This is a genomic window from Rhizobium sp. Rhizsp42 (assembly GCF_047304155.1).
In the GTDB taxonomy this organism is placed as follows: domain Bacteria; phylum Pseudomonadota; class Alphaproteobacteria; order Rhizobiales; family Rhizobiaceae; genus Rhizobium.
This window is the reverse complement of sequence record NZ_JBGLYS010000036.1, coordinates 40,727-57,157: the sequence shown is the minus strand read 5'-3', so window position 1 is coordinate 57,157 and position 16,431 is coordinate 40,727. Positions and strand designations below refer to the sequence as shown.

14 protein-coding genes and 1 pseudogene are annotated in these 16,431 nt (G+C 60.3%); 8 read left to right on the top strand and 7 right to left on the bottom strand.

Translation table 11 applies throughout. The features are described 5' to 3' along the window. Window positions 1-313: 313 nt before the first annotated feature. The gene (locus ACCD05_RS25995; RefSeq protein ID WP_413396321.1) at window positions 314-706 is read right to left on the bottom strand and encodes an ester cyclase; all 393 of its coding nucleotides are present in this window, start codon (window positions 704-706) and stop codon (window positions 314-316) included. A 449-nt stretch (window positions 707-1,155) separates the two neighbouring features. Between ACCD05_RS25995 and ACCD05_RS25990 the strand changes: the two genes are divergently transcribed. From ACCD05_RS25990 to ACCD05_RS25980, 3 genes are read left to right on the top strand one after another with little or no spacing between them, the layout of a single operon-like run. Next, window positions 1,156-1,908: an ImuA family protein gene (locus ACCD05_RS25990; RefSeq protein ID WP_111563919.1), complete on the top strand. Its 753-nt coding sequence runs from the start codon at window positions 1,156-1,158 to the stop codon at window positions 1,906-1,908. After that, window positions 1,829-3,340, top strand: a complete 1,512-nt coding sequence (locus ACCD05_RS25985; RefSeq protein WP_413396314.1) for a Y-family DNA polymerase — start codon at window positions 1,829-1,831, stop codon at window positions 3,338-3,340. The genes ACCD05_RS25990 and ACCD05_RS25985 overlap by 80 nt, the downstream gene beginning before the upstream one ends. Before the next feature lie 16 nt (window positions 3,341-3,356). Then, window positions 3,357-6,620 carry an error-prone DNA polymerase gene (locus tag ACCD05_RS25980; RefSeq protein WP_413396312.1) on the top strand — a complete coding sequence of 1,088 codons (3,264 nt, stop codon included), beginning with the start codon at window positions 3,357-3,359 and terminating at the stop codon, window positions 6,618-6,620. A 301-nt stretch (window positions 6,621-6,921) separates the two neighbouring features. On the opposite strand, the gene ACCD05_RS25975 is transcribed toward ACCD05_RS25980, so the two are convergent. From ACCD05_RS25975 to ACCD05_RS25955, 5 genes and pseudogenes are all read right to left on the bottom strand, one after another. Continuing rightward, window positions 6,922-7,551, bottom strand: a complete 630-nt coding sequence (locus ACCD05_RS25975; protein ID WP_112436051.1) for a hypothetical protein — start codon at window positions 7,549-7,551, stop codon at window positions 6,922-6,924. 51 nt (window positions 7,552-7,602) lie between these two features. Further along, entirely contained in the window at window positions 7,603-7,995 is a 393-nt protein-coding gene (locus tag ACCD05_RS25970; protein ID WP_112436050.1) for a DUF2177 family protein, read from the bottom strand. Between the two features lie 178 nt (window positions 7,996-8,173). Continuing rightward, a pseudogene (locus ACCD05_RS25965) lies at window positions 8,174-8,827 on the bottom strand (SDR family NAD(P)-dependent oxidoreductase). 196 nt (window positions 8,828-9,023) lie between these two features. After that, a complete protein-coding gene (locus ACCD05_RS25960; RefSeq protein WP_283193728.1) occupies window positions 9,024-9,164 on the bottom strand; it encodes a hypothetical protein in 141 nt (46 codons plus the stop codon). A 150-nt stretch (window positions 9,165-9,314) separates the two neighbouring features. Further along, complete coding sequence (locus tag ACCD05_RS25955) at window positions 9,315-9,989, bottom strand: SOS response-associated peptidase (RefSeq protein WP_112436049.1); 675 nt, start codon at window positions 9,987-9,989, stop codon at window positions 9,315-9,317. Between the two features lie 1,180 nt (window positions 9,990-11,169). Between ACCD05_RS25955 and ACCD05_RS25950 the strand changes: the two genes are divergently transcribed. The 3 genes from ACCD05_RS25950 (at window position 11,170) to ACCD05_RS25940 (ending at window position 13,901) form a co-directional block, all read left to right on the top strand. After that, a complete protein-coding gene (locus ACCD05_RS25950) occupies window positions 11,170-12,414 on the top strand; it encodes a DUF2252 family protein (protein WP_112949252.1) in 1,245 nt (414 codons plus the stop codon). Between the two features lie 264 nt (window positions 12,415-12,678). Next, window positions 12,679-13,065, top strand: coding sequence for a hypothetical protein (locus ACCD05_RS25945; protein WP_413396310.1), 387 nt, complete (start codon window positions 12,679-12,681; stop codon window positions 13,063-13,065). A gap of 392 nt (window positions 13,066-13,457) precedes the next feature. Beyond that, window positions 13,458-13,901, top strand: a complete 444-nt coding sequence (locus tag ACCD05_RS25940) for a hypothetical protein (protein ID WP_112949253.1) — start codon at window positions 13,458-13,460, stop codon at window positions 13,899-13,901. 479 nt (window positions 13,902-14,380) lie between these two features. Here the strand turns inward: ACCD05_RS25940 and ACCD05_RS25935 are convergent, their stop codons facing one another. Then, entirely contained in the window at window positions 14,381-14,680 is a 300-nt protein-coding gene (locus ACCD05_RS25935; RefSeq protein WP_113201238.1) for a DUF982 domain-containing protein, read from the bottom strand. 775 nt (window positions 14,681-15,455) lie between these two features. On the opposite strand from ACCD05_RS25935, the gene ACCD05_RS25930 reads away from it, so the two are divergent. After that, a complete protein-coding gene (locus ACCD05_RS25930) occupies window positions 15,456-15,719 on the top strand; it encodes a hypothetical protein (RefSeq protein ID WP_413396308.1) in 264 nt (87 codons plus the stop codon). A 72-nt stretch (window positions 15,720-15,791) separates the two neighbouring features. Beyond that, a complete protein-coding gene (locus ACCD05_RS25925) occupies window positions 15,792-16,334 on the top strand; it encodes a DUF1003 domain-containing protein (RefSeq protein WP_413396306.1) in 543 nt (180 codons plus the stop codon). Window positions 16,335-16,431: the final 97 nt, after the last annotated feature.

Below are 16,431 nucleotides of genomic sequence, written 5' to 3'. Positions count from 1 at the left end.
CTGTTCCCGGCATCTAAGCCGAAGTCAGGCAGAAATTCCACTTATCCGTCCTGTCCAAATTTCCCGAGCCAGCTCTGTTTATCTCGCGAGGGTGCATCCTCAGGACGCGCCGATCCTGGCAAAGGCGATCAGTGACAGCATCATAGCACATCGGCCGCAATAGCAGTCGTACCGGGTCTGTAATTCCGAAGGCGTCTATGTGACGGTGATGTGCTTTGGTAGGGGTTTTCGTGATGCGAATGCGAGCCCGTACGATACGTCGGAATTGTGGTACCCGCCGACAGCGAAGATGATCATTGAGTGGCGACCAGGTTCATGTCCTGGACTTGAGGCGGCTTCCACCTGTATGGCGCGCGAGCCCATAATTGGAAAGCTGCTTCTCGATTTCGATCTTGTCGATCACCGACCATACTTCCACGATTTTCGCGTTGGCAAATTTGTAGATCACTTGTTCCGTAAACGAAATCTCTCGCCCGTTCACGGGGAGCCCGACAAAGCTGCCGATCGGTGAAGCTCGAAATTCCAGACGCGCCATCGGTAACGGCGGCTCGCACACGATCTTCGTTGCTTGGAAGTGGAGGTCGGGGACGGTTTTGAAGTCATCGAGCAGCATGTTTCGGTAGCCGGCGAGGCCGAAAGGGCGCTCGTTATGCCGAACATTCTCATCTACAAACTGTCCAAGCTCGTCCCATGCTTGCCGGTTAATTCAAGGTGGATTGCTCAATCGCCAAGGCCGCCTTTTCACCACGAGATAACGGCCATCGGGGTGTGAGGGTAGTGTAGGGTCGCGGTGACGGCATCCTGTCGGCTCGCTGTTTTCAGTATGTAACTAGAGCGTACGCACATGCTGGCCAGCGCGATGAAGGCCCGGAAGGACTGCTAAACCTTGTCGCCGCGCTAGAGCCAGCTACATTTAGAAGTCGAGCCCAACCTTTAACCCACTTAAAAATATTTTCAACCAGGTCACCGCCTTAGCCGCTTTCGCTACCAAATTGATTCGTTTCGCTAAATTTTCGAATCTCTAATCCACGCCGTAAGATTCCGGTTCCAAGGCATCTTGACGCCGTCATCGATACGGAACAGAAAGAGAACAACCGAGTTTTCACGGCATGATGTCGTACCTGTCCACCGCGACTTCCAGAGGATTCGTGACCGATGTCGGCTGCCCGCGAGCTAGCCATCGCTGAACTGCGCGAACGCATCTCCTCGATCGAGGGCGGCGTAGCAAAGAAGGCTGGCTGTCTGCCATTTGGTGTCCCGGAGATCGATGCCGTACTCCCGGGCGGCGGCCTGGCATACGGGGCACTGCATGAATTCGCCGGTGGTGGGTCAGGCACCGTCGACGGTGCGGCGGCCGCTCTCTTCGCCGCAGGTGTTGCCGCAAGGACGAAGGGCAAGATCGTCTGGTGCCTGACAAGGCCCGACCTTTTCATGCCAGCGCTGGCGCAGGCAGGCCTCCATCCCGACCGGGTCATCTTCGTCGAGGCCGGCAGGGAGGAGGACGTCCTCGCCAGCATGGAGGAGGCTCTCAGCTACGGTCGCCTCGGCGCGGTCGTCGGCGAGCTCGTCCGCCTGCCAATGGTGTCGTCGCGAAGACTGCAGCTCGCCGCGGAGAAGTCCGGGACACTCGGGATCGTGGTGCGGCGTTGGCGACGGCAGACTGAAGCGAACGACTTCGGACAGCCGACGGCGTCGGTGACGAGGTGGAGGGTGAGCGCGCTGCCATCGGACCCGCTGCCCGTGCCGGGTGTGGGGCGAGCGAAGTGGCTTTTGGAATTGATGAGATCGCGTGCCGGCGAGTGTGCTGAGTTTGAAGTTGGAGCCTGCGATGACAAGGGTCGTCTCGATATTTCTTCCCGATCTTTCGACCGACAGGGTACGGCGGGGCGATCCCTCTATTCAGCCTGAGCAGGCGATCGCCGTTATCGCGAGGTCAGGCTCGAAGCGCTGGGTCGCCGCCGCCGACGCTGCCGCGCGCAAGGCTGGATTGCGCGTCGGCATGCCTGCAGCGAAGGCGCAGGCCCTGTTCCAGGGGTTGATGACGGTCGATGCCGACCCGGCCGCCGACGCAGCCGCCCTCGAGCGTATCGCGCTCTGGGCGCTCGGCATCTATTCCCCGATCGTCGCGGTCGATGGCACGGATGGGCTGGTTCTCGACACCGAAGGCGCGGACCACCTCCAAGGTGGCGAGGAGCCGATGCTGACAGGTGTCGCCAATCGCTTCCGCGCGACCGGGCTGACCGCCCGCGTGGCGATTGCCGACACCTGGGGCGCGGCCCATGCTTGCGCTCGCGCGATCACCCGAGAGACTGTGATCGTTCCCCGTGGCGAGATCGTTCGCGCCGTCGAAAAGCTTCCGCTATCTCTTCTTCGGCTTCCCCCAAAGGTCGTCGATGACCTTCGGGTTCTTGGTTTCAAATTCATCGGCGAGCTTGCCAACACTCCACGCGCCCCACTTGCGCTTCGCTTCGGGCCTGAACTTGGCAGACGCATCGACCAGATGTATGGGCGCACTTCGGAGCCGATCGAGCCCATCCGATCACCCGAATGGATCGAGGTGACCCGCCAATTCGCGGAGCCGATCGGCGCTGCCGAGACAATCAACAGGTACGTCGGGCGGCTTGTCGTGGAACTGGTGGGCGAACTCCAGCGCAAGGGATTGGGCGTCCGTCGCACCGACCTCATCGTCGAGAAGGTCGACGGGACGCGCCAGGCGATCCGCGCCGGAACAGCCAAGCCAGCGCGCGACGTGTCGTGGCTCACAAAGCTCTTCAAGGACCGCACGGAGAAGATCGAGCCGGGCTTCGGAATCGAACGGCTGACGCTCGTCGCCGTCATGTCGGAAACGCTCGAGGAGGAACAGCGCTCGTCGTCGCTCGTCGATGATGACGACGATGACGTCACGCCGCTGATCGACATCCTCGGCAACCGCGGCAACAGGGTTTATCGCCTCGCGCCCGTCCCATCGGACGTTCCCGAACGAAGCTTCCATCGCATCGCCGCGGCTGCGGAACCCGTCAACGAGACTTGGGTCCACGATTGGAAGCGGCCCGTGCGACTGCTGGACCGCCCGGACGCTGTCGAGGTCATGGCTTTGATGCCCGACCATCCTCCGGCTTGGTTCTCATGGCGTGGCAAGCGTCGTCGCGTGAGGTGCGCCGACGGCCCCGAGCGCGTATTCGGCGAATGGTGGGTCCGCACCTCCGAGGCCGATGCTGTTCGCGACTACTTCGTCGTTGAGGACGACGCTGGCGAGCGCTTCTGGCTCTACCGCTCAGGCGACGGGGTCGATGCGGGCACGGGCTCGCACAAGTGGTTCATCCACGGAATCTTCGCGTGAAGGGCAGGGACGTGTCATGAGGTACGCGGAACTCCAGGTAACCACGCATTTCTCGTTTCTTCGGGGAGCATCGTCGGCCGACGAGCTCTTCACGACGGCGAAGGAACTGGGCATTGACGCAGTCGGCGTTGTTGACCGCAACTCCCTGGCGGGGATCGTCCGGGCGCTGGAAGCCTCCCGCGCCATCGGCGTCCGCCTTGTCGTTGGATGCCGCCTCGACCTGACGGACGGGATGTCACTGCTTGTCTACCCGACAGACCGGGCCGCGTATTCGCGGCTGACCCGCCTGCTGACGCTCGGGAAATCGCGCGGCGGGAAGGGCAACTGCATCCTGAGCTTGGACGATGTCGCGCTCTACGCCGAAGGACTTCTCGCTGTTCTCGTACCCGACCTTCCGGACGAGAGATGCGCAGTCCAGCTTCGCAAGGTCGCCGACCTCTTCCGTGACCGAGCCTACCTTGCGCTCTCCCTCCGGCGTCGCCCAAACGACCAGATGCGGTTACATGAGCTGAGCAATATGGCGACGAAGCACCGGGTCCGCACCGTCGTCACTAACGACGTCCTTTTCCACGAGCCCTCGAGACGCCAGCTCCAGGACGTCGTCACCTGCATCCGGGAGCACACGACCATTGACGACGTCGGTTTCAAGCGCGAGCGCCATGCCGACCGATATCTCAAGCCTCCCGAAGAAATGGCGCGCCTGTTCCCGAGATATAGGGAAGCCCTGGCGAGGACGATGGAAATCGTCGACCGCTGCAAGTTCTCGCTCGAAGAGCTGACCTACCAGTATCCCGAAGAGGCGATCGTTCCCGGCATGACCGCGCAGGAATCCCTCGAACACTATGTGTGGGAATGCGCACCTAATCGCTATCCGGAGGGCTTGCCGCCTGAAGTCTTGAAAACGGTCCGGCACGAGCTCGATCTCATCAAGACGATGAGGTATGCGCCGTATTTCCTGACGGTCTTCTCGATCGTGCGCTACGCGCGTTCGCAGGGAATTCTTTGCCAGGGCAGGGGATCGGCGGCGAACTCCGCCGTTTGCTACATACTGGGCGTGACGTCCATCGATCCCAGCACAAACGACTTGCTGTTCGAGCGTTTTGTCAGCCAAGAGCGCGACGAGCCGCCTGACATCGACGTGGACTTCGAGCACGAGCGACGCGAGGAGGTCATTCAGTGGATATACAAAACCTACACGCACCAGAAGGCGGCTCTCTGCGCCACCGTCACCCGCTACCGTGCGAAGGGCGCGATCCGAGACGTCGGCAAAGCGCTTGGCCTGCCTGAGGACGTCATAAAGGCTCTTTCGTCGGGAATGTGGTCGTGGTCGGAAAAAGTGAGCGACCGGAATGTCAAGGAGCTGAACCTCAACCCGAACGACCGTCGCCTGGTTCTGACGCTACAGCTTGCCCAGCAGCTCATGGGCGCGCCTCGGCACCTCGGGCAGCATCCGGGCGGCTTCGTGCTGACCCATGACCGCCTGGACGATCTCGTTCCCATAGAGCCGGCGTCAATGAAGGATCGACAGATCGTGGAGTGGGACAAAGATGACATAGAGGCGCTCAAGTTCATGAAGGTCGACATTTTGGCCTTGGGCATGTTGACCTGCATGGCGAAGTCCTTCGATCTAATCCGAGAGCACAAGGACGACGACCTCGATCTCACGAATATCCGCCAGGAAGACGCGGCGACCTATGCGATGATCCGGAAGGCTGACACCCTTGGTACGTTCCAGATCGAGTCTCGCGCGCAGATGGCGATGCTTCCCCGTCTGAAGCCAAGGACCTTTTATGACTTGGTCGTCCAGGTCGCGATCGTGCGGCCGGGACCGATCCAGGGCGACATGGTCCATCCCTATCTCCGCCGCCGCGAGGGCAAGGAGAAGGTAGAATATCCGACACCCGAGCTTGAGGCCGTCCTCGGCAAGACGCTCGGCGTCCCGCTGTTTCAGGAGTCCGCGATGAGGGTCGCCATGGTTTGTGCTGGCTTCACAGGCGGGGAGGCGGACCAGCTGCGCAAGAGCATGGCGACGTTTAAGTTCACGGGCGGAGTGTCACGGTTCAAGGACAAGCTCGTCGGCGGCATGGTGAAGAACGGCTACTCCGCTGAATTCGCGGAGAAGACCTTCTCTCAGCTGGAAGGCTTCGGCAGCTACGGATTTCCGGAGAGCCATGCCGCGTCTTTTGCCTTGATCGCCTATGCCAGCAACTTCATTAAGTGCCATCACCCCGACGTCTTCTGCGCGGCCTTGCTGAATAGCCAGCCGATGGGGTTCTACGCGCCCGCGCAGATCGTGAGCGATGCCGCCAAGCATGGCGTGGAAATCCGTCCGGTCTGCGTCAACAATTCCAGGTGGGACTGCACGCTCGAGCGCATCGGTAATACGGACCGCCACGCGGTTCGTCTTGGAATGCGGATGGTGAAGGGCCTCGCCGTCGCCGACGTCGCCCGGATCGTGGCCGCGCGCATGAACAAGGATTTCGAAACCGTCGACGATATGTGGCGGCGGTCTAATGTTCCGACCGAGGCGCTTGTTCAGCTTGCCGAGGCAGACGCGTTCCTGCCGTCGCTCAAGCTCCAGCGACGCGACGCGCTCTGGGCGATCAAGGCACTCCGCGACGAGCCGCTTCCCCTTTTCGCGGCCGCCGCCGAGCGCGAAGCGGCCGTCATTCCCGAACAGCAGGAGCCGGAAGTCGAACTTCGACAAATGACCGAAGGGCACAATGTGGTCGAGGACTATGGCCATGTTGGGCTGACGCTTCGTGAGCACCCGATCGCCTTCCTGCGAAAAGACCTCGAGAGGCGAAGCATCGTCACCTGCGCGGACGCCATGAACGCGCGTGACAAACGGTGGGTATGCACCGCCGGGCTAGTGCTCGTCCGGCAGAAGCCAGGCAGCGCCAAGGGCGTCATGTTCATCACGATCGAGGACGAAACGGGGCCCGCCAACGTGGTCGTGTGGCCCTCGCTGTTCGAAAAGCGCCGTCGCGTCGTGCTTGGCGCGTCGATGATGGCGATCCACGGCAAAATCCAGCGTGAGGGTGACGTCGTGCACTTGGTCGCCCAGCAGCTCCTCGATCTCAGCGGAGACCTGTCAGGACTTGCGGATCGCGAGATCGACGTGAAGATACCGACAGGCAGGGGAGACGAGTTCGCTCATGGATCGCCGGGAAGTCCTGACTCGAGGGATCGCCTAAGGCCTGTCCCGCAGGCGCGGGATATCTTTGTGCGGGACTTGCACATCGACACCCTCAAGGTGAAAGCAAGGAACTTCCATTGACGGGCGGGATGGCATGGCATGGCATGGCACTGGCCTTATCGCTCAACGGAAATCCACTAGCTTGCTCAAGTCTCGGTTTCAAAGAGGATGCCCAAGCAGGGTTCTCGCAAAAAACTGCTTGTTGCATTGGCGATGATTGCCGCCGGCGTCATGGCATTTTTCCTACTCCTCTATCTGACCGGGCACGACCCGGACGAAGTCCATTGACGCTGACCGAATGGGTCATTGGCGGGATTTTGATCGGGCCAGGCTTCGGCTATCTCATCAGATGGCGGCGCGAAAGGGAGAGCCGGCGTCGCGCTCAGCGAAGCAGGCCGTCGATGTCGAATTCGTCCCAACCTCGTAGCTGCGATGCCGCGTCATCTGGCTCCTCTCGCTTTGCTTCCTTCGTCTTGGCACGCGTCTTGAGGGACCTCTTCAACTTCGCCTCGTAAGCCTTCTTCTGACGTTTCTCAGCTTTGGCTTCGGCATCTTCAACGCGCCACTCATCGACAACACCTCGGTCGAGCAAGTCTTCAACAACCTTAGGATCGAAGACGTGGAACGTGATCTGCCGAGCGCGTCCGTTCAATCGGACGGTTCGGGTTCCCGCGCTTGGAAGTCGGCCGTCCGCCAGCCATCGGTGCCTTTCGGTCGGCTTGATCGTTAGAATGTCCTGGATTTCGCGTGGGATTACCGGAAGTGTCTCGGCCTCGGCTACTGTACTCGAGATGATCGACGAGGCGGCGTGGAAAGCGGCCTTCTCGCTGGCCGACAACGCCAATGTTAGCTCAACGCCATCCAATGAGATGGACTTCTTCGAAGCAGCGGGGAGACGAGCCTGAATTTCCTGGAGGATACCCTTGGCGCGCACCGCGGACCCTAAAGTCGCGGACGCTGGCAGCGTCCACCCCCGGATGAGTTCGACGTCGTTCTTCTCTTTTTTGCGCATTCCGAATAGATGGTGTAGGTCTCGTATATCGTCAATGCGGCGTTCAGTCTGCTAGGCCATGCCACGGGCGGCGGCATACCCGCAGGCGCTTGCAACGCTCGTTAGAATGGTCCCCCAGATCATGTCGACAATGCTGAGGCTAGCGGGCCATCCCTTCAACGTCGAAAGGTTGGTCATGTCGTAGGTGCCGTACGCGGCAAGCCCAAGGACTGCACCGTATCCGACCGCGCCCCACACAGAACCTGCCGGCCATACCGCCAGTACCACGATGGCGATCGTAAAGAAGACATAGAAGGCTGCCGCGATACCGAGATTGGGAGAGGGAAGCATGAGGCCGCCGAGCTGCTGGCGATAGAAATTCTTGGCCACCAGGCCCAGCCACACCGCATCTATGAGGAGGAAAGAAACGAGGGTCGCGATGTACGCAATGCCGAATGCCTTCATGGGTCGTCTCCTGTCCGCGTTTGAGCGGATCAGGAACCGTCACAAGACGAGGTTGTTCCCGGCGCTCCCGCATTTGAGTAAACAGATCGAGTTCCGACCAGTATTGCATGGAGATAGCTCTTAGAGATTGAGCGCGTCGCAACCACGGGTTCCTTCCAACGCGCGCACTAGTGGCTTGTCACCAGGGCACGACCGTTCCGTCAAAATAGACGTCACCTGTCTGCCCCTCCTCGCCCTGAGTGGCAAGCCGCCCAAGCCCGTTTGCGGCCTCCTCGACCGTCCGATAACCGGAGTGGCCTTTGAAGTCGGTCGCGGTATAGGCGGGATCGGCAGCGTTCACCCTTACCCCTGACCCCGCAAGCTCCTTCGAAAGAGCTGCGGTGACCGCGTTCAATGCGGACTTGGAGCTGTTGTACCCGGGAAAGTTTACGCCGTAGAACTGGCTGTCAGGGTCCGAGAGCCATCCAAGCGAGCCGAGGCCGCTGCTAACCATGATGACGTTCGCGGTGCCCGCGTTCCTCAGGAGTGGAAGGAAGGCTTGGGTAACCCGGATCGGGCCGAAAACGTTGGTCTCGTGGATATTGCGAACATCGGCGACAGACTGCTCAGAGGGCGCGACCATCTGACCCGAAATCGCGTTGTTGATCAGAACGTCAAGCCTGCCTTTTTCGGCTTAGGCGAGCGCCGCGGCTCGAATGATCGACGCATCGTCGGTGACGTCAATCGAGATCGGCTTAAGGTCAATACCTTCGATGGAGAGCACACAAGCGGCTTCCTCGCCTCGGGCGACATCACGACTTTCCAACCAGATGCGATGGCCCTGCCGGCCCAATTGGCGCGCTGTCTCGAAACCGATCCTTTTGTTTGCACCGGTAATCAGCTCCGTTTCTTTTCCACGTGCTTCTCCTTCAAATCGGGCGACGATCGCCGGAGATAAAAGAAGCTATGCGCTCACATCGGTTTTGCAAGCACCCGAATCACGCCCAAAGTGATCGCCGCGGCGAACAATGGCGGTAGCCCGGCGAGCCTCAGGCCGTCTCCCGGTTCAATATCCGCAAGGTTCTTATCTGGCTCGCCACCGCCAACAACGCTTTCGCACCGGTTTCGTCGGACATTTCATCAATGTGCTCGGCGATGTCGTCGATCACACGCTCGGTGGCTTCATCCATCGGGCAGCCTTTGCAGTCTTGATCAGCAATCCCCTTAGAGGCCCGGAGGCGGCAACGCCCCGTTCCACGAGACCACGTCGCTCACGAGCGCCAGCGGCTGAACGTTGTTCGCCGCCCGGACGAATTCCGCGATCATGTCCGTCGTCACCGTCACAGGGAGTTCTCCTCAGGCAGTGGTTTGCCCTCGAACTTCGACGAGTTCACATCCCGAGAGACTCGATGAAATTCAAGCTGATCGTCCAGGTTATCCTGCAACAGTTCTTTCGCCTTCGGCCCGGATGTCGACGGGTCGAGCCACTCCTCATAGGCTCCCGGGTCCAAAATCACCGGCTGCCGATCGTGAAGCGTCTTCATCGGATCGCCGGCCGGCATTGTTACGATCGTGCAGCTCGTCACGCCGAGCCTGTCGTTGCGGGCCCACAGGCCCGCAAAGGAAAATGGCAGGTCGCCGGGCAGGTGAATGTGCCAAGGGTCCTTTTTCCCGTCTTCCCGATTCAGCGTCCATTCGTAGAACGCCGACGCAGGTATCAGGCAACGCTTGCTTTTAAGCGCCTCACGGAAGGCCGGCGCGGTGTCGACCGTCTCGATCCTGGCATTGAACATCGCCGCTTTCGGCATCTCCTTTGCCCAGAAGGGCACCAGCCACCAGCGGGCCTCCTCGGCGATCTGGCGGCCTTCCGCGTCGTTGTGAACCACCAGAACCTGCTGAGTGGGCGCGATATTGAACCGGGCTGCCGTGTTTCGACCGCGTTCGGAAACCCATGGGAGGTTATAGAGATCGAAAAACGCCGACCATTCATGCTCGAACGTGAACCTACCGCACATGCCGCTTACAATCTCCTTTTCTTCAAGATCGCAAGATTGCGCTCGAGGCCGCGGTTGGCAAGGACCGGAGCATGTGATCGGGGGCAATCTCGACCATTGCAGCGGCGACCTCTTCGGGATGCCAGCCTGCCTCTACGGCGGCTGCGGCGGGTGTCGCAAAAGCGCCGTCGAGAGCTTCCTGACATCGCAGGAAGCGATCGGGGTGCGCAGGTGAGGAAGGTGCGGGTGTCCGGGTCATGACAGCAAAATGTCGCTCGTCATTTGGGCGTCAGTGCCAACCACTGTCCATCTTCGTCCGGATAGGTATCACAAGTGCGGTCGAGGGCTCGATCATGTCCCGAGGTGCCTTGATCGGATTTGCCCGTTTCGAGAAATAGTGAAGGGATGCTTGCGGTAACCCGCGAGGAACGCCTTGACCGGAACGCCGGCGGGCGCGCCAACATGATCGACGGACTCGACGACAGCTGTCCAATGGTGGATCGGGCCGCCGCAACGCCGGCGACCCTTCGAAAAGACAACAGTGTGAGGTCTGACGACCAGGATCACCCGCCCGGCGGGTCTTTTGGTTTCAAGACGCCCCGCATTAAGCCTAACGCTCCATCGACATTTTAAGCGCTCTGGTCGGGTAGCGGAACAATCCGGCGAGCCGTGGATTTACACGCCATGCCGGTCGACCGTCCGCGCTCAGCGGATCGCCTCTCCGGGTTCGTCGGACGGCATCGCAACGGACGGGGAGTGACGCGTGTCCACGTCCATAATGACGACCCGATGACCCAAGGAAGTCGTCGGGCGGTCTCGTCAATGTTTCAGGGATTGCGCGGGCTCACCCCAATCCGGTTATGTTCCGGCGAACGACCCGGACCACCCGCCCGGCGGGTCTTTCGGCTTTCAAGACGCCCCGCATCAGGTCAGGTGCTCCATCGACATTTTAAGTGCCCTGGTCGGGTGGCGGAACAATCCGGCGAGCCATGGATTTACACGCCGTGCCGTCCGACCGTCCGCGCTCAGCGGATTGCCTCTCCGGGTTTGTCGGACGGCATCGCGATCGCATTGGAGTTTTGCTGGCTATCTTGTCCCTCGAGTGGCGCCCGCCACTTTAACCCGCAACGGACGTGCTTCCGATCTTCCCGCAACACTCTTGTCCCCCCTCCAGCCACGCTCCACGGATCCACGGGCCCCCATGAAAACGAATGTTCTCCCCGAAGATCGCCTGCGCATACTACTTGCACATAAGAACCGGAAAATGGCGGCTTCGGCCCACGCCTACGTTCGGGGCAGCACCAAGCGGTTTTACGAATGGCTTGATCGAGCCGATCGGGTCGAGCTTCCGTCCGGGCCACGGCTATGGATCTGCGGCGACTGCCATGTCGGCAATCTCGGCCCCGTGGGGAGCGGAAGTGGAGGGCTCGCCATTCAGATACGCGATCTCGACCAGACGGTGGTTGGAAATCCGGCACACGATCTGGTGCGGCTCGGCCTGTCCCTGGCGATGGCCGCGCGTTCCTCCGATCTTCCGGGCGTTGTCACGGCGCTGATGATCGAAAGAATGGTCGAGGGCTACGCCTCCGCGTTCCGGCCGGACGCCTTCCCAGAAGCCGATGTCGCGAATATTCCGAAGACCGTCGAGCACGCCCTGCGCGCGGCGGCGCGTCGGTCGTGGAGGCATCTGGCTGACGAAAGGATCGAAGGCGAGGCCGTCCTGCCCCTCGGATCTCGCTTCTGGCCAATATCCGAGGAGGAGCGACGAGAGGTCGACAGCTTTTTTGGGCGGGACGACGTTCGTGAACTGGTGACAATCCTACGGCACGGGAAAGATCTTGAGCGGGTCAAGGTCAAGGATGCGGCGTACTGGCGCAAGGGCTGCAGTTCGCTGGGGCGTCTGCGCATGGCGGTTCTTCTCCAGGTCGGTAGGGGCGATGACCGCCGCTATTGTCTAATGGATATCAAGGAAGCGACTTCCGCCGCCGCGCCACATGATCCAGACGCGCCGATGCCCGAGGATCCCGCCGCGCGGGTACGACAGGGTGCAACCGCGCTGTCGCCATATCTAGGATCGAGAATGGTCGTGGGTCATCTTCTTGACCGCCCAGTCTTCGTGCGCGAACTGTTGCCACAGGATCTTAAGCTTGAGATCGAGGAGCTGTCCCGGGACGAAGCCGTGGCCGTGGCGGGTTTTCTCGCGCGCGTTGTCGGCACGGCGCATGCCCGCCAGCTCAACGCCGTGGATCGCGGCCGCTGGCTCGCTGAACTGGAAAGACAGCATGATGTCTCGATCGAGGCGCCGTCCTGGCTTTGGAACGCGGTGGTTGATCTGGTTGCCATCCACGAGGCCGCGTACCTCGAACATTGCCGACGTTTCGCGCTGAGGGCCTCGCGCGGCCGGTCGGATGCGGTCGACGAAGAAGAGCCTGATGGTGCGTCTTAAACCGTTGAGATGCCGCATCAATGAACAAGCGGTCGGGCAATATGGCGGGCGCGGCCTCCACATTGATCTCGATTTACGTCGGGATCGCCGGGGACACATGTGAACGCGCATCCTCCGCTCCGGATCATTGAGGACGACGTCCGAGGGCATACGAGGAAAAGGCACTGGGCTTATTTCCTCTACCCTCGGTCCAACGGCTTCCACTGCTTACCCGGAACCGATTGAACCAATGCAAGTTTCACCGTGATCGAAACGAGGAAAAAAATGGCAACCACATCAAGAGGCCGCGAGCGCGCTCGCGTTATATCGGGCCGGGACCACGACATTAAGGATGAGGCTGATAAGGAAGGCGTCTCCCAAGGAATGAAAGCCATCTCAGACTTCAGCAGGCTTCCCCCCCTAGAACGGCGCGCTGTCCTGGAGGGACTGGCGGTTACACTGGCGGATACCGCTGAACTGGCGGCGTCCGAAGGCGAAGACGCGCTCGAGATGGTCATGCGTTCGGTCGGAGCGGCGTTGCGGGAGGCCGCGGGCGATCTAGCCGATACCGACGTTGCTCTCGCCGAGGATGTGGCGGTTCGTGCGATGAGCCTGATCATGACGTTCCATGCGCGCCACCCTCATTTGTCATTAGAGCCGACCTTGCACTAGGGGGCTGTCGAGCCACTGGCCCCCGATCCAACGTCTGACTTGCCGACAAGCTCGTCCAAGCCCACGCTAGAAAGCGAACGCAGTCGACGCCCTTGCGCGAAGGGACGATCGCGCGGAACATCCTCGCCGTGGTCGTTCCATCCTAGGACCCGCCATCCTTTTGGAGATGCAGCTAAGCTATTCATGCGCTCACCCGCGATCCCCGTGGTATTCACACTCAGGATTTGCATGCGGGTGTCCATTCGCGGCGCAAGGACGTGGAGTAACGGGACGTTACAATGACTTGCCTGTCGGCCTTCAGGCTGGCGTGGTGCGGGGCATCGGACGCGGCCCCTTTGCCTTTTGTCGTTCTGCTAGGTATCGTCACACGATAACCTAGCCGCGCCGATTCCATGACTATCCTTTTCAAGACCACAATCTCCGAAAGCGCCGCATTCGAGTTGATCGAGCAGGCGATTACGCCAGGCCGCCCGTGTGACGGCTACTTCAACGCCGTGAGTGACGCCGGAGAGACGACATTGGTCTGGTCGCCCTCGAAGAGCGCGGAGGAGTTTCTAGCCGAGGTAAGGGAAATGCTTCGGCTCACCTGGGACGTCGCCCGCTTCTGGATCATTTACGAACGACGCGACAACGGCAGAGATCCGGAACCGACAGAGGTGCGCAATGCCGCCTTTAATCTTACCCGTGGCTTCAACGGTGTCATTGTCGCCTCACTGAGCATCCTCGGAAAGCGAGATGCCGATCATGATCTGGAGCTGGTCTTTGTCTGCTTCGCCGACGACTTCCAGCGCCGAAACTTCCGTCTCCGGTACGAAGGCAAGGCGATCTCGACCTGACCAAGCTGGCAAATCAGCAAGGAGTGGAGCTAAAGCGAATTTTAGATAATGAGTTCCCGGCTACGACGAGATGGCGTTCCGTTACCTTTTTGCGAGTATCGGTCGTTTCCGAAAAAATGGTCGGCGGACGGATTGTCTATCGCGAACCAAAGCGATCCGGTGTCCAACCCACGTCGCGAGACGCGGGCGGTTGGGGTCGGAAATTACAGCTCGCGGCCAGGGTCAGCCCATGCCGCCATGGGCGATATCGGGAGGCGCTCCGGGCGATACCTGATCCGACGCGGGTCGGCTCCTACCCACAGGAGAGGTCGATACGGATTTCGCGGCGATCGTACGCGCGGGGCTGGCTTAGACGCCTGCCAAGCCGGAAAAGCATGGCATTCGATCGAGAGGGCATGGTATCGCCGCGGAAGATTGAAACGCCGGATCAGAGGCCGGCTTGGAAGGCCGCGAACACTGCCCCCTCGATTGATCTTCTCCTAGGGACTCAGCCGGCCACCGCCGGTCGGGGTCTTGATCATCCACGGCTCGACGGCCGGTTGCTTCATCAAGATCCCCTTCTTGTGCCCAAAGGCTCGCACCGCGTCCCGTGCCACCTCGAATGGCGTGTGGCCATCGTGGGCCATGTAGCAGGCTTTAAGTGTCACCTCGTGCACGAGGTCTCGGTCCTTTTGGGGCCAGCCTTCGAGACAATCGATGGCGTCCGCCAGAGAGTTAATTTCCCGAACCAGGCCTTCCCGTTCCTTCAGATAGACGGGACGAGTAAAGTTCGCGTTCATCGCTACCTCACTGAAAACGTTGGTCTTCATCAAGTTGGCGGCTGGAAACCAGCGCCTTCCGCAGATTTATTTTCTCCCTTTTTCCATTTCAATACATGCCGAGGAAAAATTGTAGCGGGGCTAAACCGTGCCACTTGAAAAGGCTTTTCCCCTCAGGTCCCATCGTGGATCTAGCTCCCGATTTTTGAATCGTTAAGCGAAAATTCCGCCCGTGGTTTGCGAGCTCGCGATTGTCACACGGAGGAGGAAGGCGCGTCCATCCGCTGGATGGCACAACTTCACGCCGGTGATTAACCACCACGGATCCGGCCATTCCGCATTCTCCCATGCCGCGAATTCCGCCAGCGAGACTAGTTCCTTCCCGCCATATTCAATTGCATGGAGTACAAACGGCCATACATCGGATCAAGGCTTGAAGGCACCCGCGCGCAGCCCGTCTTCCGTTGGTCCTTCGTTCAAGAACAGACCATCCCCTCGGCTGTCGATCAATGTCGAATGCTTCACGCTGAGATGGATCAAGCCGCCGCCACGGACTAGGGATGCGCTCCGCCTGGGCGCCAAAATCCTCACGCGGCGCATCGTCGATGACGATCCCTCCCGTTCCTCAGCCATGCGGCCAAAACCCAGTTCGGGAACTGGGCCCTCGCCAACGATTTGGAAGCCCGCGACCTCAATGCGATCACGAAATGGTTGGCGTCTAGCCCATGAGCACTGGAACTTCGGTTCACCGTCAAGGTTATGAAGGAAATCAGGTGATGACACGAAGGATATAGCGATGAGCAGCTCCGAAACGACAACGGATCATCATATCATTCAGGAGTGGGTGGAGGCGCGTGATGGTCGGCCGTCGGTCATCCGCACGAAAGGGAAGGGCGGCGTTCTCCGGATCGATTTCGGACAGCCGGAGGACGACTTTGAGGAAATCGGCTGGGACGAGTTCTTCAAGATTTTCGACGAGAACAAACTCGCTTTCCTCTATCAAGGCGAAACAAAGGATGGCGAGACGAGCAGCTTCAACAAGTTCGTCGAACGGCAATGAGCGTCCTTGTCACTCTGACGCATCGCCGTGAGACCTCGAACGGCGACGCGGCATCATGTGGGCAACCTCACCATGGATTTTGAAAGTCCAACAACAGCGGCTGCCGGAGGCCTCACTCCGGCGCTCGCTCGCAATATCGAGGCGATCATGCGGCGTCGCCGTGACGCCAAGGCTGCGGCCGGCGCGCAAGAGCGTGCGGCCGCCGCCATTAGTCGCTTCGCCGGATCCATGGCCTTCGTCTACATTCACCTCGCCGCGTATGGCTCATGGATCTTGGCGAATACCGGACTTGTCCCCGCGCTGCCCGCGTGGGACCCCTCGCTTGTCATACTGGCGATGGCGGCATCCGTGGAAGCCATCTTCCTTTCAACCTTCGTGCTGATCAATCAAAACAGAATGGCCGCCGAGGATGACTTACGGGCTGATCTCGATCTGCAGGTCAGCTTGCTGAATGAGCACGAGACGACGCGCCTCATCGCAATGGTGGAGGCCATTGCCAGAAAACTTGAAGTCTCGACCGATGCGGACGATGAAGTCAAGGAACTCAAGCAAGACGTGGCACCTGAAGCAGTGCTTGATCGCCTTGAAGCCAGCGACGCCAGGGAAGAAGAATAAATGCTCGCGACGCGCTGGAGCTGGTGTTGCGCGAGCATGGCTGGGCCCATGCGCGGCTTAGATCGACGTGGGCCGCGGAGTTTTCGCTAAAGCCTGA